Source organism: Mesorhizobium australicum, from assembly GCF_900177325.1.
Classification (GTDB): Bacteria; Pseudomonadota; Alphaproteobacteria; order Rhizobiales; family Rhizobiaceae; genus Mesorhizobium_A; species Mesorhizobium_A australicum_A.
Genome location: NZ_FXBL01000004.1, coordinates 3,903,721 through 3,923,779, shown reverse-complemented (window position 1 = coordinate 3,923,779; position 20,059 = coordinate 3,903,721). Strand labels below are relative to the sequence as shown.

General features: G+C 64.6%; 22 protein-coding genes. 14 read left to right on the top strand and 8 right to left on the bottom strand.

The window, feature by feature from the left end:
• Positions 1-163 precede the first annotated feature (163 nt).
• A complete protein-coding gene (locus B9Z03_RS21910) occupies positions 164-613 on the bottom strand; it encodes a hypothetical protein (protein ID WP_139832363.1) in 450 nt (149 codons plus the stop codon).
• Positions 614-1,143: 530 nt separating this feature from the next.
• On the opposite strand from B9Z03_RS21910, the gene B9Z03_RS21905 reads away from it, so the two are divergent.
• Positions 1,144-2,034: an endonuclease/exonuclease/phosphatase family protein gene (locus B9Z03_RS21905; protein WP_085467808.1), complete on the top strand. Its 891-nt coding sequence runs from the start codon at positions 1,144-1,146 to the stop codon at positions 2,032-2,034.
• Positions 2,035-2,041: 7 nt separating this feature from the next.
• Here the strand turns inward: B9Z03_RS21905 and B9Z03_RS21900 are convergent, their stop codons facing one another.
• On the bottom strand, positions 2,042-2,638 hold the full coding sequence (locus tag B9Z03_RS21900) for an NAD(P)H-dependent oxidoreductase (protein WP_085466153.1): 597 nt from the start codon (positions 2,636-2,638) through the stop codon (positions 2,042-2,044).
• 185 nt (positions 2,639-2,823) lie between these two features.
• Here B9Z03_RS21900 and B9Z03_RS21895 point away from each other — a divergent pair, with 185 nt between their 5' ends.
• The 7 genes from B9Z03_RS21895 (at position 2,824) to B9Z03_RS21865 (ending at position 8,482) form a co-directional block, all read left to right on the top strand.
• Positions 2,824-3,669, top strand: coding sequence for a DMT family transporter (locus B9Z03_RS21895; protein WP_085466152.1), 846 nt, complete (start codon positions 2,824-2,826; stop codon positions 3,667-3,669).
• Between the two features lie 82 nt (positions 3,670-3,751).
• Entirely contained in the window at positions 3,752-4,972 is a 1,221-nt protein-coding gene (locus B9Z03_RS21890; protein ID WP_085466151.1) for an NAD-dependent epimerase/dehydratase family protein, read from the top strand.
• Positions 4,973-5,143: 171 nt separating this feature from the next.
• A complete protein-coding gene (locus B9Z03_RS21885; RefSeq protein ID WP_085466150.1) occupies positions 5,144-5,962 on the top strand; it encodes a glycosyltransferase in 819 nt (272 codons plus the stop codon).
• Entirely contained in the window at positions 5,959-6,831 is an 873-nt protein-coding gene (locus tag B9Z03_RS21880) for an NAD-dependent epimerase/dehydratase family protein (RefSeq protein ID WP_085466149.1), read from the top strand. Before B9Z03_RS21885 ends, B9Z03_RS21880 begins: the two co-directional genes overlap by 4 nt.
• Positions 6,832-7,018: 187 nt before the next feature.
• The gene (locus tag B9Z03_RS21875; RefSeq protein WP_085466148.1) at positions 7,019-7,522 is read left to right on the top strand and encodes a helix-turn-helix transcriptional regulator; all 504 of its coding nucleotides are present in this window, start codon (positions 7,019-7,021) and stop codon (positions 7,520-7,522) included.
• A gap of 55 nt (positions 7,523-7,577) precedes the next feature.
• The gene (locus B9Z03_RS21870; RefSeq protein ID WP_085466147.1) at positions 7,578-8,003 is read left to right on the top strand and encodes an antitoxin Xre-like helix-turn-helix domain-containing protein; all 426 of its coding nucleotides are present in this window, start codon (positions 7,578-7,580) and stop codon (positions 8,001-8,003) included.
• Positions 8,000-8,482, top strand: coding sequence for an RES family NAD+ phosphorylase (locus tag B9Z03_RS21865; protein WP_085466146.1), 483 nt, complete (start codon positions 8,000-8,002; stop codon positions 8,480-8,482). The genes B9Z03_RS21870 and B9Z03_RS21865 overlap by 4 nt, the downstream gene beginning before the upstream one ends.
• Here B9Z03_RS21865 and B9Z03_RS21860 read toward each other — a convergent pair whose 3' ends face one another.
• The 6 genes from B9Z03_RS21860 to B9Z03_RS21835 form a co-directional block, all read right to left on the bottom strand.
• Positions 8,483-9,499 carry a methionine synthase gene (locus B9Z03_RS21860; RefSeq protein ID WP_085466145.1) on the bottom strand — a complete coding sequence of 339 codons (1,017 nt, stop codon included), beginning with the start codon at positions 9,497-9,499 and terminating at the stop codon, positions 8,483-8,485.
• A 14-nt stretch (positions 9,500-9,513) separates the two neighbouring features.
• Positions 9,514-10,068: a Fic/DOC family protein gene (locus B9Z03_RS21855; RefSeq protein WP_348529080.1), complete on the bottom strand. Its 555-nt coding sequence runs from the start codon at positions 10,066-10,068 to the stop codon at positions 9,514-9,516.
• A 30-nt stretch (positions 10,069-10,098) separates the two neighbouring features.
• On the bottom strand, positions 10,099-10,302 hold the full coding sequence (locus B9Z03_RS21850) for a hypothetical protein (RefSeq protein WP_085466144.1): 204 nt from the start codon (positions 10,300-10,302) through the stop codon (positions 10,099-10,101).
• 44 nt (positions 10,303-10,346) lie between these two features.
• Positions 10,347-11,462: a hypothetical protein gene (locus B9Z03_RS21845; RefSeq protein WP_085466143.1), complete on the bottom strand. Its 1,116-nt coding sequence runs from the start codon at positions 11,460-11,462 to the stop codon at positions 10,347-10,349.
• Positions 11,463-11,468: 6 nt separating this feature from the next.
• Complete coding sequence (locus tag B9Z03_RS21840) at positions 11,469-11,903, bottom strand: hypothetical protein (RefSeq protein WP_085466142.1); 435 nt, start codon at positions 11,901-11,903, stop codon at positions 11,469-11,471.
• Positions 11,904-12,207: 304 nt separating this feature from the next.
• Positions 12,208-13,101: a GntR family transcriptional regulator gene (locus B9Z03_RS21835; protein WP_085466141.1), complete on the bottom strand. Its 894-nt coding sequence runs from the start codon at positions 13,099-13,101 to the stop codon at positions 12,208-12,210.
• Positions 13,102-13,256: 155 nt separating this feature from the next.
• Between B9Z03_RS21835 and B9Z03_RS21830 the strand changes: the two genes are divergently transcribed.
• The 6 genes from B9Z03_RS21830 (at position 13,257) to B9Z03_RS21805 (ending at position 19,940) form a co-directional block, all read left to right on the top strand.
• Complete coding sequence (locus B9Z03_RS21830; protein ID WP_085466140.1) at positions 13,257-14,411, top strand: C45 family autoproteolytic acyltransferase/hydolase; 1,155 nt, start codon at positions 13,257-13,259, stop codon at positions 14,409-14,411.
• Positions 14,412-14,485: 74 nt separating this feature from the next.
• Complete coding sequence (locus B9Z03_RS21825) at positions 14,486-15,427, top strand: ABC transporter permease (protein ID WP_085466139.1); 942 nt, start codon at positions 14,486-14,488, stop codon at positions 15,425-15,427.
• Complete coding sequence (locus B9Z03_RS21820) at positions 15,424-16,263, top strand: ABC transporter permease (protein WP_085466138.1); 840 nt, start codon at positions 15,424-15,426, stop codon at positions 16,261-16,263. The genes B9Z03_RS21825 and B9Z03_RS21820 overlap by 4 nt, the downstream gene beginning before the upstream one ends.
• Before the next feature lies 1 nt (position 16,264).
• The gene (locus tag B9Z03_RS21815; RefSeq protein WP_139832362.1) at positions 16,265-17,146 is read left to right on the top strand and encodes an alpha/beta hydrolase; all 882 of its coding nucleotides are present in this window, start codon (positions 16,265-16,267) and stop codon (positions 17,144-17,146) included.
• Between the two features lie 18 nt (positions 17,147-17,164).
• A complete protein-coding gene (locus B9Z03_RS21810) occupies positions 17,165-18,736 on the top strand; it encodes an ABC transporter substrate-binding protein (protein WP_244561811.1) in 1,572 nt (523 codons plus the stop codon).
• Between the two features lie 58 nt (positions 18,737-18,794).
• Positions 18,795-19,940, top strand: a complete 1,146-nt coding sequence (locus tag B9Z03_RS21805) for a serine hydrolase domain-containing protein (protein ID WP_085466136.1) — start codon at positions 18,795-18,797, stop codon at positions 19,938-19,940.
• Positions 19,941-20,059: the final 119 nt, after the last annotated feature.

Below are 20,059 nucleotides of genomic sequence, written 5' to 3'. Positions count from 1 at the left end.
TCAAGGCGCACGGGTCGGGGGCGTATAAAGGGGCAAGTGCCGGAGGTCAAATCGCATGGGCGCGGACATGCGGGATCGCCGACCGCAGCGCATTTTTTCGCAGACGAAAGCAGGATCGGACTGGAGCATTCACCTGTCCCGCATGAGTGCGGGACAGGTGTTGTCAGGACGTATCACGCAGTTCGACCGCCGAGACGATCGCATAAGCCAGGTGCTGAAGGCCGGCGCAGTGCACGCCACCCTCATTGCCGGCCTCGTCCGACGCCTGCCCCCGGTGAAGGAACGACAGACGGCGCAGATGCGCCGCTATGGCCTGCATGTAGAGCCCGAAGGCCCTGAGCGAATCGGCAAGGTCCTCCGCATCGAAGGGATTGCTGCCGAAGCCGGCCGGCATCGGGACGGGCGTCCAGGGTCTGCGGGCGAAGCTGCGGAGCGTGCCTTCGACATAGGCGCTCAGCAGCGCATTCGCCTGCCAGGCGGCCCACAGCACGCACCAGCGGACCCAGAACGAGCGGCCGGCGGCCTGTTCGGCCATGTCGGCGATTGACAACAGGCGCATGACGATCCTCGCCTTTAACGCCTGTTCCCTCCCCGCCTTCGCCCTCCAGCCCATCGCCGGCTCCCGTTTGACCGGCCATAGTGTCGGGCATGCTGGCCAGGGTGGGGATGGAAATATTTCGTGGGCCAACAGGAACAAGGGGTTAGTAGGAAACAGGCGGAAATCGATCCATCGGATGGATGTCCCTGAACTGACCGCCGGGGCCTCTCTCAAGACAACGCTCGCCCCTCGCGCGACGTCATCCCGGCGACCGGAGGTCAGCCGCGATCGATTGACCCTGGCGGGTTGGCGCTGATCCTTTTCTTGCGACCGTTGGGTGTTTTCAGCGCGTAACCGGAGAGAAGAATGGATCCCGGCTGACCTCCGGTCGCCGGGATGACGATCGCGTTGGAGACGCTCGCGCAGGAGAGGCGTCGCACAGGGCGGGCGAGACAGGCGGCTCGCCCCGGCAAGGACCATGCGAAACATTATACCGGCTCCGGAGCCGCATTGCTTCTTTCTCCTCCTCAAGACGGATCCGCCGCCCTTGTGCGACCAGATCGCAGCGGGATAGTGATCGTGGTCCGGCGGTGCAGGCGGTCGTCTTGAGGCTCGTTTCCTACAACATCCAATATGGCTTCGGCCTCGACGGCCGCTATGACCTGTCGCGCGCGGTGCCCGGCGTGGCGGACGGCGACATCATCGCGTTGCAGGAGGTGGAGCGGAACTGGCCGCGCACGGGCCAGGACGACCAGCCGGAGCTGATCTCGCGGCTGTTGCCCGACCGTTACTGGGTCTACGGGCCGGCGTTCGACATGGATGCGAGCACGGTCGAGGACGGGCGCGTCGTCAACCGCCGCCGGCAGTTCGGCACGATGCTGGTCTCGCGCTGGCCGATCGTGTGGTCGCGGCTGCACCTCCTGCCGATGCGGCGGATGACGCAGCGGCTCAACACGCAGAACCCGGCGCTGGAGGGGCTGATCCGCACGCCCGCCGGGCCGCTGCGGGTGTTTTCGCTGCATCTGGCGCACATTTCCGCCGACGAACGGCTGGAGCAGATCGACTGGCTGGTCGCCCGCCACGCCCGCGTGCCGGAGGAGGGCGGGCCGTGGAGCGGACGCGACGACGAGCCGGAGCGGGCGTGGTCGAACGGCGAGAGCGAGCCGGACGCGCCGGCCGACGCGATCTGGATGGGCGATTTCAACATGCTGCCGGGCAGCGCGGAGTATCGGCGGGTGGTCGAGGCGGGGTTTGTCGATGCGGCAGTCGCCGCCGGCCATGCGCCGGATGCGTTCCATACGCATGAGCGGATGTTCGAGGGGGCGATGCAATTCCGCCGGCTGGACTATTGCTTCGTCACACCGGGGCTGGCCGGGAGGGTGAGGGCGGTGTCGGTGGATGTGCAGAACCGCGCGTCGGACCACTTTCCGGTGCGGGTGGAGATGGAACTCCAGTGTTCCGCCGCTGACGGACGAAGCGCCACGCCGGCACCCTGACCCACGACTACGAGCGCGCTTGCTCCCACATGTCCCGCGCCATCTTTCCAGCCTGTTCCAACCACGCTCGCCGGTCGTCGGGGGAACTTGTGGCGACGACACCAAACAGTGCGCGGCTCACATGCTTGACGCCGCAAAAGTCTAGAATGCATCGCCGCCAGATCTGATCGAGCGGGTCGCCGAAATGATTTTCCTCACGGTCGGCTTCAGTGTTGCCCGTGTTCAGGATCAAAGCCGCGCGCGCCCGCAACAGGCCGATCGCCTCCCCGCTGTCACCTTTGGCGAATGTGTAAGCGGCCTCCGGGGCGAAGACGCGATCGATCCAGCCCTTCACCATTGCCGGTGGCGCGCCCCAGCAATTGGGATGAACGACGGCGAGCAGATCGCAGGCGCGAAGCTCGGCAATATGCGCTGCGACCGTCTCGTCTGCGGTCGACCCGCCCCTGGCTTCCGACGCGGACAGAAGCGGATCAAAACCCTCCGCGTACAGATCATGAAAGACGACATCGCACCCAGCGGATGTCCAAGCCGCCCACACCGCTTCCGCCAGCGCGTGATTGAAACTGTCGGCAGCCGGATGGCCAACCACGACAAGCGCTTTCACAGGCCTCTCCCAGATGCAGTCCTCGTTTCAGGCGGGGGTCAAGGCGTAGCTCACCTGCCGCAGTGCCGCAAGGGAAACACGCGGCCGCGCTGCCCCCATCGCCACGCCCTCTGGCGCATACCCAATTGCGTAGCCGGCTGCTAAACAGCGCGCGCGCCGCGTTCGCGGCATGGCCGGATCAACGCATGTCCCTCACCGTCTTCCTTGCCGTTCTCGCCGCCGCCGCCGCGCATGCGTCGTGGAATGCGATGGTGAAGGTGAGGCTCGATCGCTTCGCCTCGATGACGCTGATGTTCATCGGCATGGGCGTGTTCGCGCTGCCGGTGCTGTTCCTCGTTCCCGTGCCGCAGGGCGTGACCTGGCTCTACATCCTCGCCTCGATGGCTTTTCACACCGGCTATCGCTGGTTCCTGGTGAAAGCCTACGAGACCGGCGATCTGGCGCAGGCCTATCCGCTGGCGCGCGGCACCGCGCCGCTGATCACCACGCTGGGGGCGGCGCTGCTGCTGGCGGAACTGCCGGGGGCAGTGGCGATGCTCGGCATCGGGCTGTTGTCGCTCGGCACGCTGGCGATGTCGTTCAAGGGCGGAGACCCCACGGCCGGCTTCGGCCGCCGCACGGTGACCTACGCGCTGGTCACCTCGCTGTTCGTCGCCTCCTACACGCTGTCGGACGGGGCCGGGGCGCGCAGCGCGGCATCCGCCACGAGCTACATCGCCTGGCTCTACGTGCTCGACGGGCTGTGGTGCCTGACGCTGGCGCTGATGCTGCGCGGCAGGCGCATCCTGACGGTGATGGCGCCGGAGTGGCGGACGGGCGCGCTGGCAGGGGGGCTCGCCGCCGGCTCGTACTGGGTCGCGGCCTGGGCCTTCACCCAGGCGCCGATCGCGGCGGTGGCGGCACTGCGCGAATCCTCGATCCTCTTCGCCATGCTGATCTCGGTCGCCGTGCTGCGCGAGGCGATCACCGGCTGGCGCGTCGTCGCCGCGCTGCTGATCGTCGCCGGCGTGGTGGCGCTGCGGATCGGCTGAGCCTTTCCGTTGTCGGACTGTGACATACTTTTTGTCACATTCCGCTGCTAACCGACATGAATTGCTAGAGAGGGACGATTCGATGAAAATTGCGGTCCTCGGCGGCGACGGTTTCGTCGGCTGGCCCACCTCGCTTCATTTGTCCGCTGCCGGGCACGAGATCCACATCCTCGACAATCTGTCCCGGCGCTGGATCGACACCGAGCTCGGCGTGCAGTCGCTGACGCCGATGGATTCGATCCAGGAGCGGACGCGCATCTGGCACCAGGAAACGGGCCGGCGCATCCATTTCCACCTGATCGACCTCGCGGGCGACTACGAGATCCTGAAGCAGTGGCTCGCCGAGAACCGGCCGGACGCGGTGATCCATTTCGCCGAGCAGCGCGCCGCGCCCTATTCGATGAAGAGTGACCGGCACAAGAACTACACGGTCAACAACAACGTCAACGCCACGCACAACCTGCTCAACGCGCTGGTGGAGACCGGGCTCGACGCGCATCTGGTGCATCTGGGCACCATGGGCGTCTACGGCTATTCGACGGTGGGCGCGGCGATTCCGGAAGGCTACCTGCCGGTCGGCATCGACACGATGGCCGGCGAGACGGTGAAGCAGGACATCCTCTACCCGGCCAATCCGGGCTCGATCTACCACATGACCAAGTGCCTGGATCAGCTCCTGTTCCAGTTCTACGCCAAGAACGACGGGGTGCGGATCACCGACCTGCACCAGGGCATCGTCTGGGGCACGCATACCGACCAGACGCGCAGGCACGCGCAGCTCGTCAACCGGTTCGACTATGACGGCGACTACGGCACGGTGCTGAACCGGTTCCTGATCCAGGCGGCGATCGGCTATCCGCTGACCGTGCACGGCACGGGCGGGCAGACGCGGGCGTTCATCCATATTCAGGACTCCGTCCGCTGCATCGAGCTGGCGCTGAACAACGCGCCGAAGCGCGGCGAGCGGGTGAAGATCTTCAACCAGATGACCGAGACGCACCGGGTGCGCGACCTCGCCGAGATGGTGGCGCGGATCGGCGGCGGCCGCGTCGCCTATCTGCCCAATCCGCGCAAGGAGGCGGCGGAGAACGACCTGGTGGTGAAGAACGAGCAGTTCCTGGCGCTGGGGCTCGATCCGATCACCCTGGAAGAGGGGCTGCTGAGCGAAGTGGTCGACGTGGCGAAGAAGTTCGCCTACCGGGTCGACCGGTCACGGATTCCGGCGGTGTCGGCCTGGACGAAGGACATCGCGCCGACGCTGGAGCGGGATCCGGAAGGGAAGAGGCTGAGGAGCGTGGGGTGAGGAGCGCTTGAGCGCTTCATACCCCCCTCTGGCCTACCGGCCATCTCCCCCTCGGAGATCGGCAGCTTCTGCTTCCGCGTCCAATCGCATATGCAGGAAATGGGCGAAATCACCTCAACTGCCGATCTCCCCCCTTGAGGGGGAGATGGCCGGCAGGCCAGAGGGGGGTCGATGACCCGCTACGCCTATGCCACCCTCGTGACCAATGCCGACTATGCGATGGGCGCGACCGCGCTCGTGCGCTCGCTGAGGCTCACGGGCACCGAGGCCGACATTCTCGTGCTGCATACGGGCGGTGTGGCGGCCGAGGCGCTGGTGCCGGTGGCGGAGCTCGGCGCGCGGCTGGTGCCGGTCGAGCTGCTGGCGACCTCCGATGCGTTCAACGAGCGGCATCAGCGGGCGAAGCTGCATGGGGCGGCACCCTTCACCAAGGGAACGAAGCCCGCCTTCCACACGCCGCTCGACAATTTTGCCAAGCTGAGGCTGTGGCAGATGGAGGAGTACGAGCGGATCGTCTTCCTCGATGCCGACACGCTGGTCGTGCGGTCGATCGACAAGCTGTTCGGTTATCCCGAATTCTCGGCCGCGCCGAACGTCTATGAGAGCCTTGCCGATTTCCACCGGCTGAATTCGGGCGTGTTCGTGGCCAGGCCGTCGCGGGCGACGTTCGAGGCCATGCTTGGACGGCTCGACGCGCCGGAGGCGTTCTGGCGGCGCACCGACCAGACGTTTCTGGAAACCTTCTTCCCCGACTGGCACGGCCTGCCGGTGACGTTCAACATGCTGCAATATGTGTGGTTCAACCTGCCGGCGCTGTGGGACTGGAACTCGGTGCGGGTGGTGCACTACCAGTACGAGAAGCCGTGGGAAGACCACGACAAGGCGGAAAAGCTCAAGCCGCTGATCGAGCTGTGGCGGACCTATTTCGAGGGGCGGGAGGTGCCGGACCTGGCCAGCCTGCCGGGTCCGACCGTATCCCGACCCGCATGACAGTCCTCGTCACCGGCGGTACGGGCTTCGTCGGGCGGTTTGTCGTCGAGGCGCTGCTGCGGCAGGGGCGGGCGGTGCGCGTGATGGGGCGGACGGCGCCGCCCGGCGGCCTTTTCTCCGGCCCGGTCGGGTTCGTGCAGGGCAGCCTCGATCCGGACCGCGACCTGTCGTCCGCCTTCGACGGCGTGACGCATCTCGTCCATGCGGCCTTCGACCATGTGCCGGGCCGCTACCGGGGTGGGGAGGGCGACGACCCGAAGACCTTCCGCCGCCGCAATCTCGATGGCTCCGTGGCGCTGTTCGAGGCGGCGAAACGGGCGGGCGCGGGGCGAACGGTGTTCCTGTCGAGCCGCGCGGTATACGGCGTGCAACTGCCGGGCGCGGACCTCGCCGAGCACATGGAGCCGCATCCGGACACGCTTTACGGCGAGGTGAAGCTCGCGGCGGAACGTGCGCTCACGGCGATGTCGGACGACGGCTTTCGCGGCATCAGCCTGCGCGTCACCGGCGTGTACGGCCCGCCGGCGCCGAGGCGGCCGCACAAATGGTCCGATCTCTTCGACGACTATCTCGCCGGCCGGCCGGTCGCGCCGCGGCGCGCAACGGAAGTGCATGGCGACGATGCGGCGGCCGCGGTGCTCGCCGCACTCGACGCACCGGAGCCGCCGCCGGTGCTGAACGTCTCGGACATAGTGCTCGACCGGCACGACCTCCTGGCGATCGTGCAGGCCGCGACCGGCTCGCCGCATCCGCTGCCGCCGCGCTCCGGCGAGCCGGTCAACGCGATGGACTGCGCCCTGCTGCGTTCGCTCGGCTGGCGGCCGGGCGGGACGGAGCTGCTGGAGCACACCGTGCGGGCGATGCTCTAGGCCCGGGCGACCTGCCCGATCGGGCAGTTTCGCATCCGTTCCGGCTGCGCAAGACTGGTGCTTCGCTCCTCCGCCCGTCGCGCCGCCTCTTCCTCACCCTTACATAACCGGCTATCCGACCTACATTGGAGCCTACGATCCTCTCGCGTCCGCTGCTGCGGTCGCCCTCCGCGAAGAAGGACATCCCATGCTTCTCGACTACGCGCCTCCAGATCTCGCCGAAGACACCGTCACCGCGGTCGACGGCTCCCGTTATTTCCGCGCACCGGCGCCCGGCCGGATCGTGCGCCGCTCGCAGACCGGCCTGGCGCTGGTGATGCTCAGCGAGGACCCCGCGCGTGACGCCGGCTCCAGCGCCCGCGCCGTGCTCGCCAACGACGCCTCGGCCGATCTCGTGGCAGCTGCAACGCGGCTGGCGGCGGCCGGCTACACGATCAGGAAGGCCGACGGATCAGAGCGGCGCGCCGACACGCCGCCGGCCTTCGAGCCGCAGGCACCGATCAGCCAGCGCGAGCGCGAGGTGCTGGAACTCCTGGCCGAAGGCGCCTCGAACAAGGTGATCGCGCGCAGGCTCGACATCTCGGTGCACACGGCCAAGTTCCACGTCGCCTCGGTCTGCGCCAAGCTCAAGGCCCGCAACCGCACCGACGCGGTGTCGATCGCGCTGAGGGAAGGGATGCTCGCCGACTGACCCTTGATGGCAACCTCATTTGAGGCTATATTTTGCCTTCACTGAGGTTATTGCCATGCTCGCGGTCGAAAACGTCATCGGCATCCTGGGGCTTCGCGACAAGGCGGCTTCGTCGCCTTACGCGCTGATCTCGCGAATCGAGGACGGCCTGCCGGTGAATGCGGTCGAGCGGGTGGCGCGCCTGCTTGCACCGCACGACACGCAGTTCAAATACCGTCTCATTCCAAAGGCGACCTACGACCGGCGCAAGACCTCGCATCGCCTGTCGTCGGATGAAGGGACCAGACTGGCCCGCGTCGCACGTGTCTGGAGCCTTGCGCTGGATGTCTGGCAGGGCGACGAGGATGCCCGCGAATTCCTGTTCAGGCCGCATGCGATGCTGGATGACAGGCGGCCGATCGATCTGGTGATCCAGAGCGAGATTGGTGCCGAGCTCGTGTTCGACGTCCTCGGGAGCCTGAAATACGGCAGCGCCGCGTGACGGCACAGCGCCTCGACCGGACGCTGACCGCGTTCCGGATCGGGGATCCGGCCGGAACCTATCCGATCTTCGACGCCACGGGGTCGACCATCGCGCCCGGCCGCTGGAACACGCGCGGCAGCCCGGTCATCTATGCCAGCGAGCATTTCTCGACGGCGCTGCTCGAAAAGCTCGTGCACGGCAGCGGACGTCTTCCGCCCAACCAGCACCATGTCGAAATCACCATACCGAGAGGTTCGACCTACGAGGTCTTCTCCGAGCCGTCGCTGCCGGGATGGGATGCGATGCCGGCTACGGTCAGCCGAACCTTTGGCGCGGACTGGTGCGCGGAGCGCCGCAGCCTGATCCTGCTGGTGCCGTCGGTCGTGGCGCGCCTCGACCGAAACGTCCTGATCAATCCGGCACATCCCGAGTTTCCGACGATATCTGTCAGTCTCCACCAGCCAGTCTATTGGGACCGAAGGCTGTTTGGTGGGTAGCTAAAGCCGCTTCCGCGCCAGTTCCGCGCCGGCGCCGAGCGCCTGGAGTTTTTCGGCGGCGACGTTGCGGGGCAGGGGGGCCAGGCCGCAGTTGGTGCAGGGCTGCAGGCGTTCGGCGTCGACGAATTTCAGCGCGGTCGCGATGGTCGCGGCGACCTGTTCCGGCGTCTCGACCTCGTTCGTGGCCACGTCGATGACGCCGACGAGGATGGTCTTGTCCTTCAACAGCGTCATCAGGTCCGGCGGGACGCGGGAATTGGCGCATTCGAGCGAGACCTGGTCGATGCGGCTGGCGTTGAGCGAGGGGAAGAAGGCCTCGTACTGTCGCCACTCTCCGCCCAGCGTCGCCTTCCAGTCGATGTTGGCCTTGATGCCGTAGCCGTAGCAGATGTGGACGGCGGTCTTGCATTTGAGCCCCGCCGCGGCCCGCTCCAAGGCTGCGATGCCCCATTCGACGGCCTCCTCCGTAAAGGCGTTGAAGGCCGGCTCGTCGAACTGGATCACGTCGCAGCCCGCCGCCTCCAGTTCCTTCGCTTCAGCGTTGAGCAGATCGGCAAAGGCCATCGCCATGTCGGCGCGGCGGCCGTAGTGGTCGTCCGCCACCGTGTCGCAGATGGTCATCGGACCGGGCAAGGTGAACTTCAGCTTGTGCTTCGTATGCGCGCGGGCGAACTCGGCTTCGGCCTTGTGGACCGGGCGCTTGCGCGTCAGCGGGCCAGTGACGGTCGGCACGTCGACGACGTAGCGGTTGTTGCGGATGCCCATCTTGGTCTTTTTCTGCCAGTCTATGCCGGCGACATGCTCGACAAAGCCGTGGACGAAGTGGACACGGAACTGTTCGCCCTCGGTGACGATGTCGATGCCGGCATCCTCCTGCTCCTTCAGCCAGATGAGCGCGGCGTCGCGCTTGCCCTGGTCGAGCTCCGCACCTTCGAGCTTCCACGGCGCCCACAGCTTCTCGGGTTCGGCGAGCCAGGACGGCTTCGGCAGGCTGCCGGCGATTGTGGTCTCGAACATGGTGCCTCCCGGGCTTATGGTTTTGGCGACGCGATGTCGCGGACGAGTTCGGTCAGCGCCTCGGGCATGCCGTCGAAGCTTGCGATCATCGCGGATATCACCCGCTCGCGCTCCAGGACGGACGCGTCGAAGCGCCAGCCGGCATTGAGGCAAAGCAGGCGCAGGAAGGCAAGCTGGGTGCGGCCGTTGCCTTCCCGAAAGGGATGGATGGCGTTGACCTCGGCGATGAAATGGGCGGCCTCGCGGGCGAAGCCGTCGAGCGGCAGGCCGACGAGGTGCTTCTTTTTCCGCAGGTCGCCGAACAGCCGGTTCAGCTCGCCCTCGATGAAGGCGGGATAGCAGAACCAGTTGCCGCCTTTGCCGATGCGGATCGTGCGCGGCTTGCCGGCCCAATCGTAGACGTCCTGGAAGAAATGGCGGTGGAGGGCGTAGTAGTGGGCCTTGTCGAGCTTGCCGGGGGAGGTCCGCTCTCCATGCGGTCGCGATCCATCGTGGTCTCGAACTCGGACAAGGCATCCCGGTCGCGAATTCCAGCTCTGTTCTTGAGGACGGTCGTGCCGGGATAGCAGTAGGGGTCTGTTCCCGAACCGTAGCGCACGTCAGGACAATATGACGCCGAGTGTTTCGAGAATGCGCTGACGCCGCTTCTTGGACGACCAGCCTTCGCGCTCCGCCTGTTCGAAGAGCGCCTTCATGCGAGGGGAAAGGTGCAGGCCTTCGACCGCCTGGATGGCGTCGATTTCCTCGCCGGTCATCGGGGCGGTCAGGATCGCCTTCGGGAAATCTCGCTCGGGGTTGTTCATGGTGTTCACATTACCATGTCGCGCAGGTTGCTCAAAGCCGGGTCTCAATAGTCGTAGACATGCTCCAGCCGGGCGCCGGCGTTGACAAGGTCCTGGATCGTCTCATGCAGGTCGCCGACGGGCACCGACAGGCCGGTGCGGATCGTCGTCGGGTCGGTCGGAAGCTGGTAGGAGAACAGCGTCGAGGCCCCGTCCGGCGCGTCGATGTCCTCGTTGGACAGGACCGTCACCAGGATGTCGTCGTTGCCGCCGATCTCGACGAAGCTCACGCCGCGTTCGATCAGGCGGGGGATCATGTCGGTGAAGACCTGGTAGCGCCTGGTCACGAACACCGCCCCGTCGGCGCCGAGATCGTGCTCCAGCGTCGTGTCCGGCTCGCCCTCGATCGCTTCGGCCACCGGTCCCTGCGCCCAGACATGGATGTCGAGGAAGGCGGGGTCGGACGTGGCGGAGAGGCCCGATGCGATCAGGTCGGCATAGGCCTGCTTGATCGTGAGTGCGAAGCCGTAGCCGATCTTGCGCTCCCACGAGCGCACCGCGGCCCAGCCGGGTGCCGCGGGGAGGGCGTTGAGCTCGCGGCGGCGTTCGGCATAGGGAAAGCGGTACCACGGCGTCTGGTCGAGGAAATCGGCATAGTCGGCCGCGATGCCGGCCAGCACCGCGTCCTCGCCGATCGCATGGCCGAACGACCAGCTCAGCCGTCCGACCGTGTTCTCGTAGACGAACTGGATGACGTGCTCGATCGTATGGCTGGTGCCGATGACCATCAGCATCAGATGGTTCTGGAAGTTGAACGGATAGTCCGCGCTGGCGCGGATCATCGCGGCGTAGTCCTTCCAGAAGCGGCCGACATGGGCGAGGTAGGGGAAGTCCGCCGGATTATGGTCCTGGACGAAGTCGGCATATTCGCGCGCCGAATAGACGATCGACCATTCCGGATAGGTGAGGAAGGTGGATTCCTCCGGCCGCTTGTAGCCGGCGATCTCGGTGGCGAGGCGCTGCGACACCGCCGCCACCTCGGGCGAGCGGGTGACGATCGAGCCGCGCTGCGGCGCGTCGGTCGAGAGCCAGCCATAGGCGAGGCCGAGCACGGGGATCGCCACGACCACTGCAAGCAGGATGAGAACCGAGCGGACGACGCGCCAGAGGATGCGCAGCATGGACGCTCAGGCCGCCGCGTGCTTCTGCGACACGCGGCTGGCAAGCACGAAGCCGATATAGACCGCTATGCCGCCGATCAGGAGATGCGGCAGGTTGGCGAAGAAGCGGGTGGGGAACTCGACGTCGGAGAAGGAGCGGAAGCCGTCGATGAAGATGCCGCCGTCGAGGCAGCCCGAGCCGGTGACGAGGCCGAGAATGCCGTCGAACAGATAGATCGAGCCGAAGATCCTGAAGAACAGCACCGTGGCGCGGTGCGAGACAATGGCGGCGATCAGCACCCACAGGCCGGAGAAGCCGTGCAGCAGGTCGTCGTACCATTGCAGCGAGAACAGGCCGAACATCATGCCGTTCTCGTCGTGGATGAAGGGCAGGTAGTTCAGGCCGACGACGGCGAAGAACATCACGGCATAGGCGATGCCGAGCTTCTGGATGAGGGTCATGGGCGGGCGGTCTCCTGCGATCGATGCAGGATAGACGATTCACCTGCCGGCGTAACGTGGCTGTGTCGCAAGGAGCGGTGGATGAAACGGGGCCGCCTGCACACGCGATCGATGAGGACCACGCGCAATGTGGCGACTGTTACCGATGAGCTTGCCGATCCTGCTTCCGCACAAAAGCCGGCCGAAGCCTTCCTCAACCTCGTTCAGATTGGTCCATTTGCCTTCATTGCATGCATGACGTGCGCGACCCTGGGAGAGCGCCGATCGCGGACGGCGTCATGAGTCTCTCCAACTGCCCTGCAAATCAGAGCCGGCCTGCCTTCTTGAGATGTTCGCGCATCAGGGATTCGGCCCATTCGAGATTGCCGGACTCCGCGGCATCGAGAATGCTCAGATGCTCCTCACAGGATACCCTGATGCGATCCACAGTGAGATGCTGGTAGATCGCAGCCTCCCACATGCGCCGGAGATTGTTCTGGTGCTGAACCGCCGCGGTCAGGAAGGGATTGCCCGAAAAGCTCGCCATGGTTTCGTGGAAGCTTGAATTGACATGGAACCACTCGGTCGCCGTGATCACACCGCGGCCCACGGCGAGCACGCGCTGATGCGCGGAGCGCAGCTGGCCGATTTTTTGAGCGTCGGTCTGGTATCCGGCTACCCTGAAGGCCGAGCATTCGACGATCAACCGGAACTCGTAGCTCGCCTTCAGCGTGTCCGCACTGTCGAGTGAGGCAACGAAACGCCAGCCATGTCCCTGGAGGCGCTCCGCAAGGCCTTCGGCGGCGAACCGCATCAAAAGCTTGCGGATGACGCCACGCGATACGCCGTAGCGCGGCATCAGCTCGTTCTCGGATACTTCCATGGGCAGTTCGCCCCGCGACCTGTCCCGCATCATCCGCGTGTAGAGATCCTCGACCTCCGACACGGGAATGATGGCGTCGAGATTGGCATTCGCAAGGTCACATGCGACTTCCAGGCGCCGCGTTTGCGTCGGTCTCAGCACCCCCCTTTCCACGAGCAGGCTGAGCGCTCCGGCAATCGGCGAGCGGGAAACCTTGAACAGCGCCGCCAGTTCCGGTGCGGACACACGCGTTCCGGCCGGAAGGGAGGCATCCCTGAGATGCTCGAGGATTCGCCGCGCAAGGTCGCGCTGCAGCGGCGTCAACGGTATCGCCATCCCAGCTTTTTGCTTCGTCATAATTGCATTCCGCGGCTACGACCACCAGGCGAGCGTATATCACATGTTCGATAATTATTTGGGCAGTCCGGGGCTTTTCAACAGATAGACAAACTGCTTTTTATATGATGAAAATGCATTTGTGAGTCATCATTTCACCGCACCGGATAGACGCAATGCCCATAATCGAACCTTTTCCGCTGATCGAGCTGTCGGGTTCCCCGCGCCAGCGCGGGCTCGTCTATGGCGAGGCGGCGAAGGGGCGCATCCGTCGTTCCATCGATCTCTACAAAGGACAGATCGAGGCGGCCGGCGCCGGCCTTCCGCAGCTTGCAGACCTCGCGGGCGATTTCATCTCCCGGATCAGGGAGTGGTCGCCGGACATGATCACCGAAATGGAGGCGGTCGCCGAGGGCGCCGACGTGACCTTCATCGAGATCGTGTTGGTCAACGCTCGGACCGAGCTGGTGCAGCTTGCCAGGCGTCGCGCCGCGGCGGCGATGCTGCAGCCGGACGGTTGCACGGGCGTCGTGGCGATGCCCGAGAAGACCGATACAGGCGAACTTCTGCATGGCCAGACCTGGGACTGGCTGGCGGAATGTGCAGAAACCTCGGTGGTGCTGAAGATCCGTCGTCAGGACGGGCCGGACATACTCACCTTCACGGAGGCCGGCGGCCTGAGCCGGAACGGCTTCAACTCCGCCGGCATCGCGGTGACCGCCAACTATCTGGAATCAGACCGCGACTACCGCACGCCGGGAATTCCGTTGACCCTTATTCGCAGGAAAGCGCTGGAGCAGAGGCATCTGGCCGATGCTTTCAGGGTGGTGGCGACCACGCCGAAATCGACATCGAACAACATGATCGTCAGTTCCGCCCACGGCTTTGCGGTAAATTTCGAATGTGCCCCGGACGAGGCTTTCACGATCCTTCCGCAGGATGGCCTGATCGTGCACGCCAATCACTGGCAGAGCCCCGTCGCGCTGGCGAAACTGAAGGAGATGGGCATCCGCAACATGCCCGACAGCCTCTATCGCGACTTCATGGTGCGGCGGCATCTCCGTAATGTCGGCAATGCCATCGGCATGGATGATATCAGGCAGGCGCTTTCGGACCGCTTCGGCGCGCCATATTCGGTCTGCCGGCCGCCGATCCCCGGCATTGCCGGCAATCTGTCGGCAACGGTTGCGATGGTTCTGTTTCGGCCGGCGGCCGGCCTGATGGAGGTCACGCCGCTTCCCGCCATCAATAGCGAAGCGTCGGTCTACGCGCTCGACATGGACATGTCGGTCTCCGCCGGCATCAAGCCTTCGGTGGCGGCCTGTGCGTAGCGCCGGTTGCAACCCGACAGCACGTCCGTCGGAGGCGATGACGTGCAAACCCGCTGGCGAAGGGAGGGACGACCTTGCTTAGGTTTGTGCTCGGCCGCATTGCCTCTGCCATCCCGACATTGCTCATCGTCTCGGTGGTGGTCTTCGCCATCATCCGTTTCATCCCCGGCGATCCGGCCGCGCTGATGCTCGATGAGGATGCGCTTCCTTCCGATCTGGAGGCCCTGCGGCAGAAGATGGGTCTCGATCAGCCGATCTACGTTCAGTATGCGCTGTGGCTCGGCAAGCTTCTGGTTGGCGATTTCGGCGTCTCGACCACGATCAACGAGCCGGTGCTGCCGCTGATTGTCGGTCGTTTCCTTGTCTCGGCGCCTATCGTTGTCATGGCGTTGCTGCTCGCCACGATCGTCGCGGTTCCTCTCGGGCTTCTCGCGGCATGGCGACAGAACAAGGCCACGGACCTGATCGTCGTCTCGGTCACCTCTCTTCTGATGTCCGTGCCCGGCTTCTGGCTCGGCCTGATGATCCTGATGGTCTTCGGAATGATGCTCGGCTGGCTTCCGGTCGTTGGCTTCGTCTCGCTCAACACGAACATTCCGGCCGCGCTGGTCTACATGATCATGCCCGTCGTCACGCTGATGCTGACGGAAATCGGCTCCGTGGCCCGCATGATGCGGGCCAGCGCGATCTCCGTTGCGCGGTTGGAATATATCACCCACGCGCGCGCCAAGGGGCTGAGCGAGCCGCAGGTCGTGCGCCGGCACGTCTTCTACAATTCCTTCGCGCCGACCTGGACGCTGATCGGGCTGAACCTCGGCGGATTGCTCGGCGGCATCGCCATCACCGAGACGGTGTTCACCATTCCCGGCCTCGGGCGCCTGCTGGTCGACAGCATCTATGGCCGCGACTATCCGGTCGTGCAGGGCTGCCTGCTGCTCATCACCTTCATCTACGTCATGGTGAATCTGATCGTCGACCTCGTCTACCCGTTGCTGGATCCGAGGGCGGCGGCATGACGGCCCTTCGTATCTCCGGTCGCTGTCCGCGCTTCAATCTGGTCTTCGGGACGACGATTGTCGGCTTGCTGTTCGTCCTCGCCGCGTTCGGCCAGTTCATCGCACCTTACGGTCCGCTCGACCTCGACCTTCCCGCGCGGCTGACGGGGCCGAGCGCGCAGCATCTGCTGGGCGCCGACGAATTCGGCCGCGACACGCTGAGCCGGCTGCTCTACGGCGCGCAGGCGAGCGCCTGGATCGCCTTTGCGACGCTCGCTTTCGCGCTGTCCCTGGGCACGGCGGTCGGCGTGGTCTCCGGCTATTTCGGTGGCGTCGTCGACCGTTTCATCATGATGGTCAACGACGCGTTGCTCGCCTTTCCCGGCCTGCTGCTGGCGCTTGGCATCATGGCCATATTCGGCGCCAGCTCTTCCGGCATCGTGGTGGCGCTGGGCATCGCCTACATGCCGGGCGTCGTGCGGGTCGTACGCGGCACCGTCCTTTCGGTCCGGCAGCTCGAATTCGTCGAGGCCTCCGTGGTGATGGGCAATTCCCATTTCACCACGATGTTCCGCCATGTCCTGCCGAACTCGATCCCACCCATAACGGTGCTCGGATCGATGATGTTCGGCAGCATCATCCTTTCCGAGGCGGCCCTGAGCTTCCTGGGTCTCGGCGTTCCGCCTCCGGATCCGAGCTGGGGCAACATGCTCGCCACCGCGCGGCCCTACATCATGCAGTCGCCGCTGCTGATCCTGCTGCCAGGCCTCTGCATCACCATCACGCTGCTCGGCATCAACCAGTTCGGCGATGCGGTGCGGGATCTGGTCGACCCCAAGATGAGTGGAGACAATTGAAATGGGCGGTCTGTCGGACGCTTTCGAGAATTTGCCACGCGGCGACCACGGCGTCGAACAGCCGCGCCGGATATCGATGTTCGAGACGGGGAATTCCTCCGTCACTGCATCGCGCAAGGATGCCCGGTTCTCGTTCTGCACCTACGTGCCGAAATCCTACGTGCACGAGGAGGGCCGCAAATACCCGCTGGCAGTGATCGTCCACGGTTCCGAGCGCTCCATGGAACGCTACCGCGACGCATTCGCCGACTATGCGGAGGCCGAGCAGGTGATGCTTCTGTGCCCGCTCTTTCCCGTCAACGCGCTGCACCAGGGCGACCTGCACAGCTACAAGCTGCTGCGCGGCCATGGCGTGAACTTCGACGAAATCCTTCTCGACATGATCGACGAGTTCGGCGAGCGCTACAATGTGGATGCCGAGCGCTTCCTGCTCTACGGTTTCTCTGGCGGTGGCCAGTTCGCCCACCGCTTTCTCCTTGCCCATCCGGACAGGCTTGTCGGCGTCTCCATCGGCGCTCCCGGCACCGTCACGCTTCTCGATGATGCCTCGGACTACTGGGTGGGCACCAACGGCTTCGAAAGGCTCTTTGGCCGGCCGATCGACATCGCCGCGATACGCAAGGTCGCCGTTCAGATGGTGATCGGGGAGGAAGACCTGCTGACACGATGGGTGATCGTCCAGCCGACCGACAAGGCCTTCTGGATGAAGGGCGCCAACGATGCCGGTGCGACACGCGTCGAACGGCAGCAAGCGCTGCGGCGCAGTCTCGAAGCGCACGGTGTGAAGGTCGAATACGAAACGTTCCCCGGCGTGGCCCATGAAGACTCGACAATGCTCGGGCGCGTGAAGGCTTTCTTCTCGCGCTGTCTCAATCAACGATAACAATGAGGGGAATATGCAATGATCCAACCAACAGCCATGAAACTCGGCAAGGGACTGGTCGCAGCCCTCGCGCTGATTGCGCTTAGCTCGCCGGGAGAGGCAAAGACCTCTAAGGACGAACTCGTCATCGCCACAACGACCGACATCCGCAGCCTCGACGCGACGGGCCGCGACGCTGCCACAGACACCGTCCTTCACCACATCTATGAGACGCTGGTCGGATTTCGCGCCGACATGACGGTCGGCCCGGCCTTGGCAGACTCGTGGGACGTTTCGCAGGACGGGACCGTCTATACGTTCCATCTGCGCCAGGGCGCAAAGTTCCACAATGGCGATCCCGTCACGGCGCAGGACTTCAAGTGGAGCTGGGACTTCCACATGAACCCGGACCGCAAGATTTCCTGCAAGGCCAATTTCGACGGTTCGCGCCAGATCAAGGTGCTGTCGCTCGACACCCCGGACGACAACACAGTCGTGTTCAAGATCGAGAAGCCGAGCCCGCTCTTTCTCACTCGTCTCGCGGAGATCCAGTGCAATCTCTGGGTCGCGAACCCCAAGAACGTCGATGACAAGGGCGCATGGAAGGAAGGTTCGGCAATCGGCTCCGGACCGTTCAAGCTCGAGAGCCGCATCGCCGGCGACCATACGACACTCGCGAAATTTGACGGCTATGTCGCCAGCACGGCGCCGAAGAGCGGCTACTCCGGCGATCGCACGGCTCTGATCGACAAGCTCACGTTCCGCGTCATACCCGACGCCACCGTGCAGGAAGTCGCCCTCAAGGCCGGAGACGTCGACGTGGTCAATTTCGTCGGACCGAAACGAGCTCAAGAACTGGAGGAGCTCGGCCTTAAGCGCTCGACCTCTCCGGGTCTCGGTTGGACGACCATCCTCCTCCAGACGAACGATCCGCTCCTGTCTAACCCCAAGATGCGCGAGGCTCTGGCTCGCGCCATCGACTACGACGAGATCGCAACGATCAGGACGGCAGGGACGGCAGAGCCGAATCCGTCCGCTGTCGGGCAGGCAAGCCCCTATTTCCGCGACAGCATGAAACAGTGGCCTGCCTACGATCCGGAGAAGGCACGCGCCTTGCTAAAGGAGGCGGGTTACAAGGGCGAACTGCTGAAAATCCAGACCAACACGCGCTATCAGGCCATGTACGACAACGCGATCATGGTGCAGGCGATGCTCATGCAGATCGGCATCAATGCCCAGCTTGAAACGCTTGAGTGGGGCACGCAGCTCGACATGTTCCGCAGCGGAAAATTCCAGCTCCAATCGTTCATCTGGTCACCCCGCCTCGATCCGTCGCTCAACTACGGTTCGATCATCGGCGACAAGAAGGAAGATCCTTCCAACCAGTGGGACAACAAGGAAGCCTATGAACTCTACCAGGCTTCGCTCGCGGAATCCGACCCAAACAAGCGTGGCGACATCTTCGCCAGGATGCATGAGCTGATGGAGAAGGATATCCCGATCATCAGCCTCTACTACAACACCGTAAACGCCGTGACCGGCGCGAATGTGTCCGGTTACGTGTCCTGGCCGGCGGAGAATTCGATCGGCTGGGGCGTGTCGAAGCAATAGCCTTCTTTCAGGGGCGGCCACCTGTCGGCCGCCCGCAATCCATTCCGACGGATAATCGATGACCACCCATTCCTTCCGCCGCCAGCAGATCAATCTGGCGAACTGGCGGCTTCAGCCCTATTCGCAATGGACATTCCAGAATGCTGGCGAAATCGTGCCGTCTGCGACCATCGCCTCCAGGCGGAAGCCTGAAACGACGCTCCGCGCGCTTGGCGGCCTCGCCAGCTTGCCGGTCGATGACCTGTCTGGAGCCACGTCGCTTGAACAGTTCCTTGCGCGACATTCGACGGATGCCTTCGTCGTCATGCGAGGGGGAGAGTTCGCTGCCGAGTGGTATTCTCCGCATTGCGATCCATCCCGGCCGCATCTGATCTTCTCGATCACCAAGTCGATGACGGGACTGCTCGCGGCGGCGCTCGTCGAGCGAGGCATGGTCGCCTACGAAACGCGGACGGACGAGGTATTGCCGGAGATGCGGGGCTCGGCCTTCGCCGACGCCACCTTGCGACACCTGCTGGACATGCAGGTGAGCGTCGATTTCGTCGACGATTATCTCGACACGCAAGGCGCCTTCGATCGCTATCGGCGCGCGATGCTATGGAATCCCGAAAAGGGCGGGGCGGATGCTCCGCCGCTGAGAGGGTTCCTGGCCTCGCTCTCCAAGGCATCCCACCCGCATGGCACGCAGCACGCCTACCACTCCATCAATACCGACATGGCCGGCCTTTTCCTGGAGGCCGCGACTGGACGACGTTTCGCCGATTTGATGAGCGAGCTTGTCTGGAAGCCGCTCGGCGCGCATTCCGACGCATTCATCACGGTCGATCGCGAAGGCGCCTCGCGCGCCGCCGGTGGCATGTCGACCACGGCGCGCGACCTCGCCCGCGTCGGCGAAATGATCCGGCTGCGCGGCGCCGGCATCATCGCACAGGCGCAGATGGCCGATATATGGAGTGGCGGCAACAGCACGATCTGGGCGGCGGGCGACCAGGCATGGCTCTTCGACGGCGGCAGCTATCGCTCCTGCTTCTACCATGATGGCCGGGGCTGCCTCGCGGGCATTGGCATTCACGGCCAGTGGCTGTGGATCGATCCCTCGACGGAGACGGTCATTGTCCGCCTGTCGTGCGAACCGGTTCCCGTGAACGAGAAACTGGATCATGCCGTAATAGCGATGCTGCGCGCCGTCGCCATCGCTTCGTAAGGCTTGTTGCCCAGCTGGCGGACTATCGCCTGCCGGCGAGATCAGCGGATAAGGTCTCGTTGAGGCGGGTCCCAAGCCGACGCCGAAGAGTTTGCGACAGCCGGGCATTCTTCGGTTCT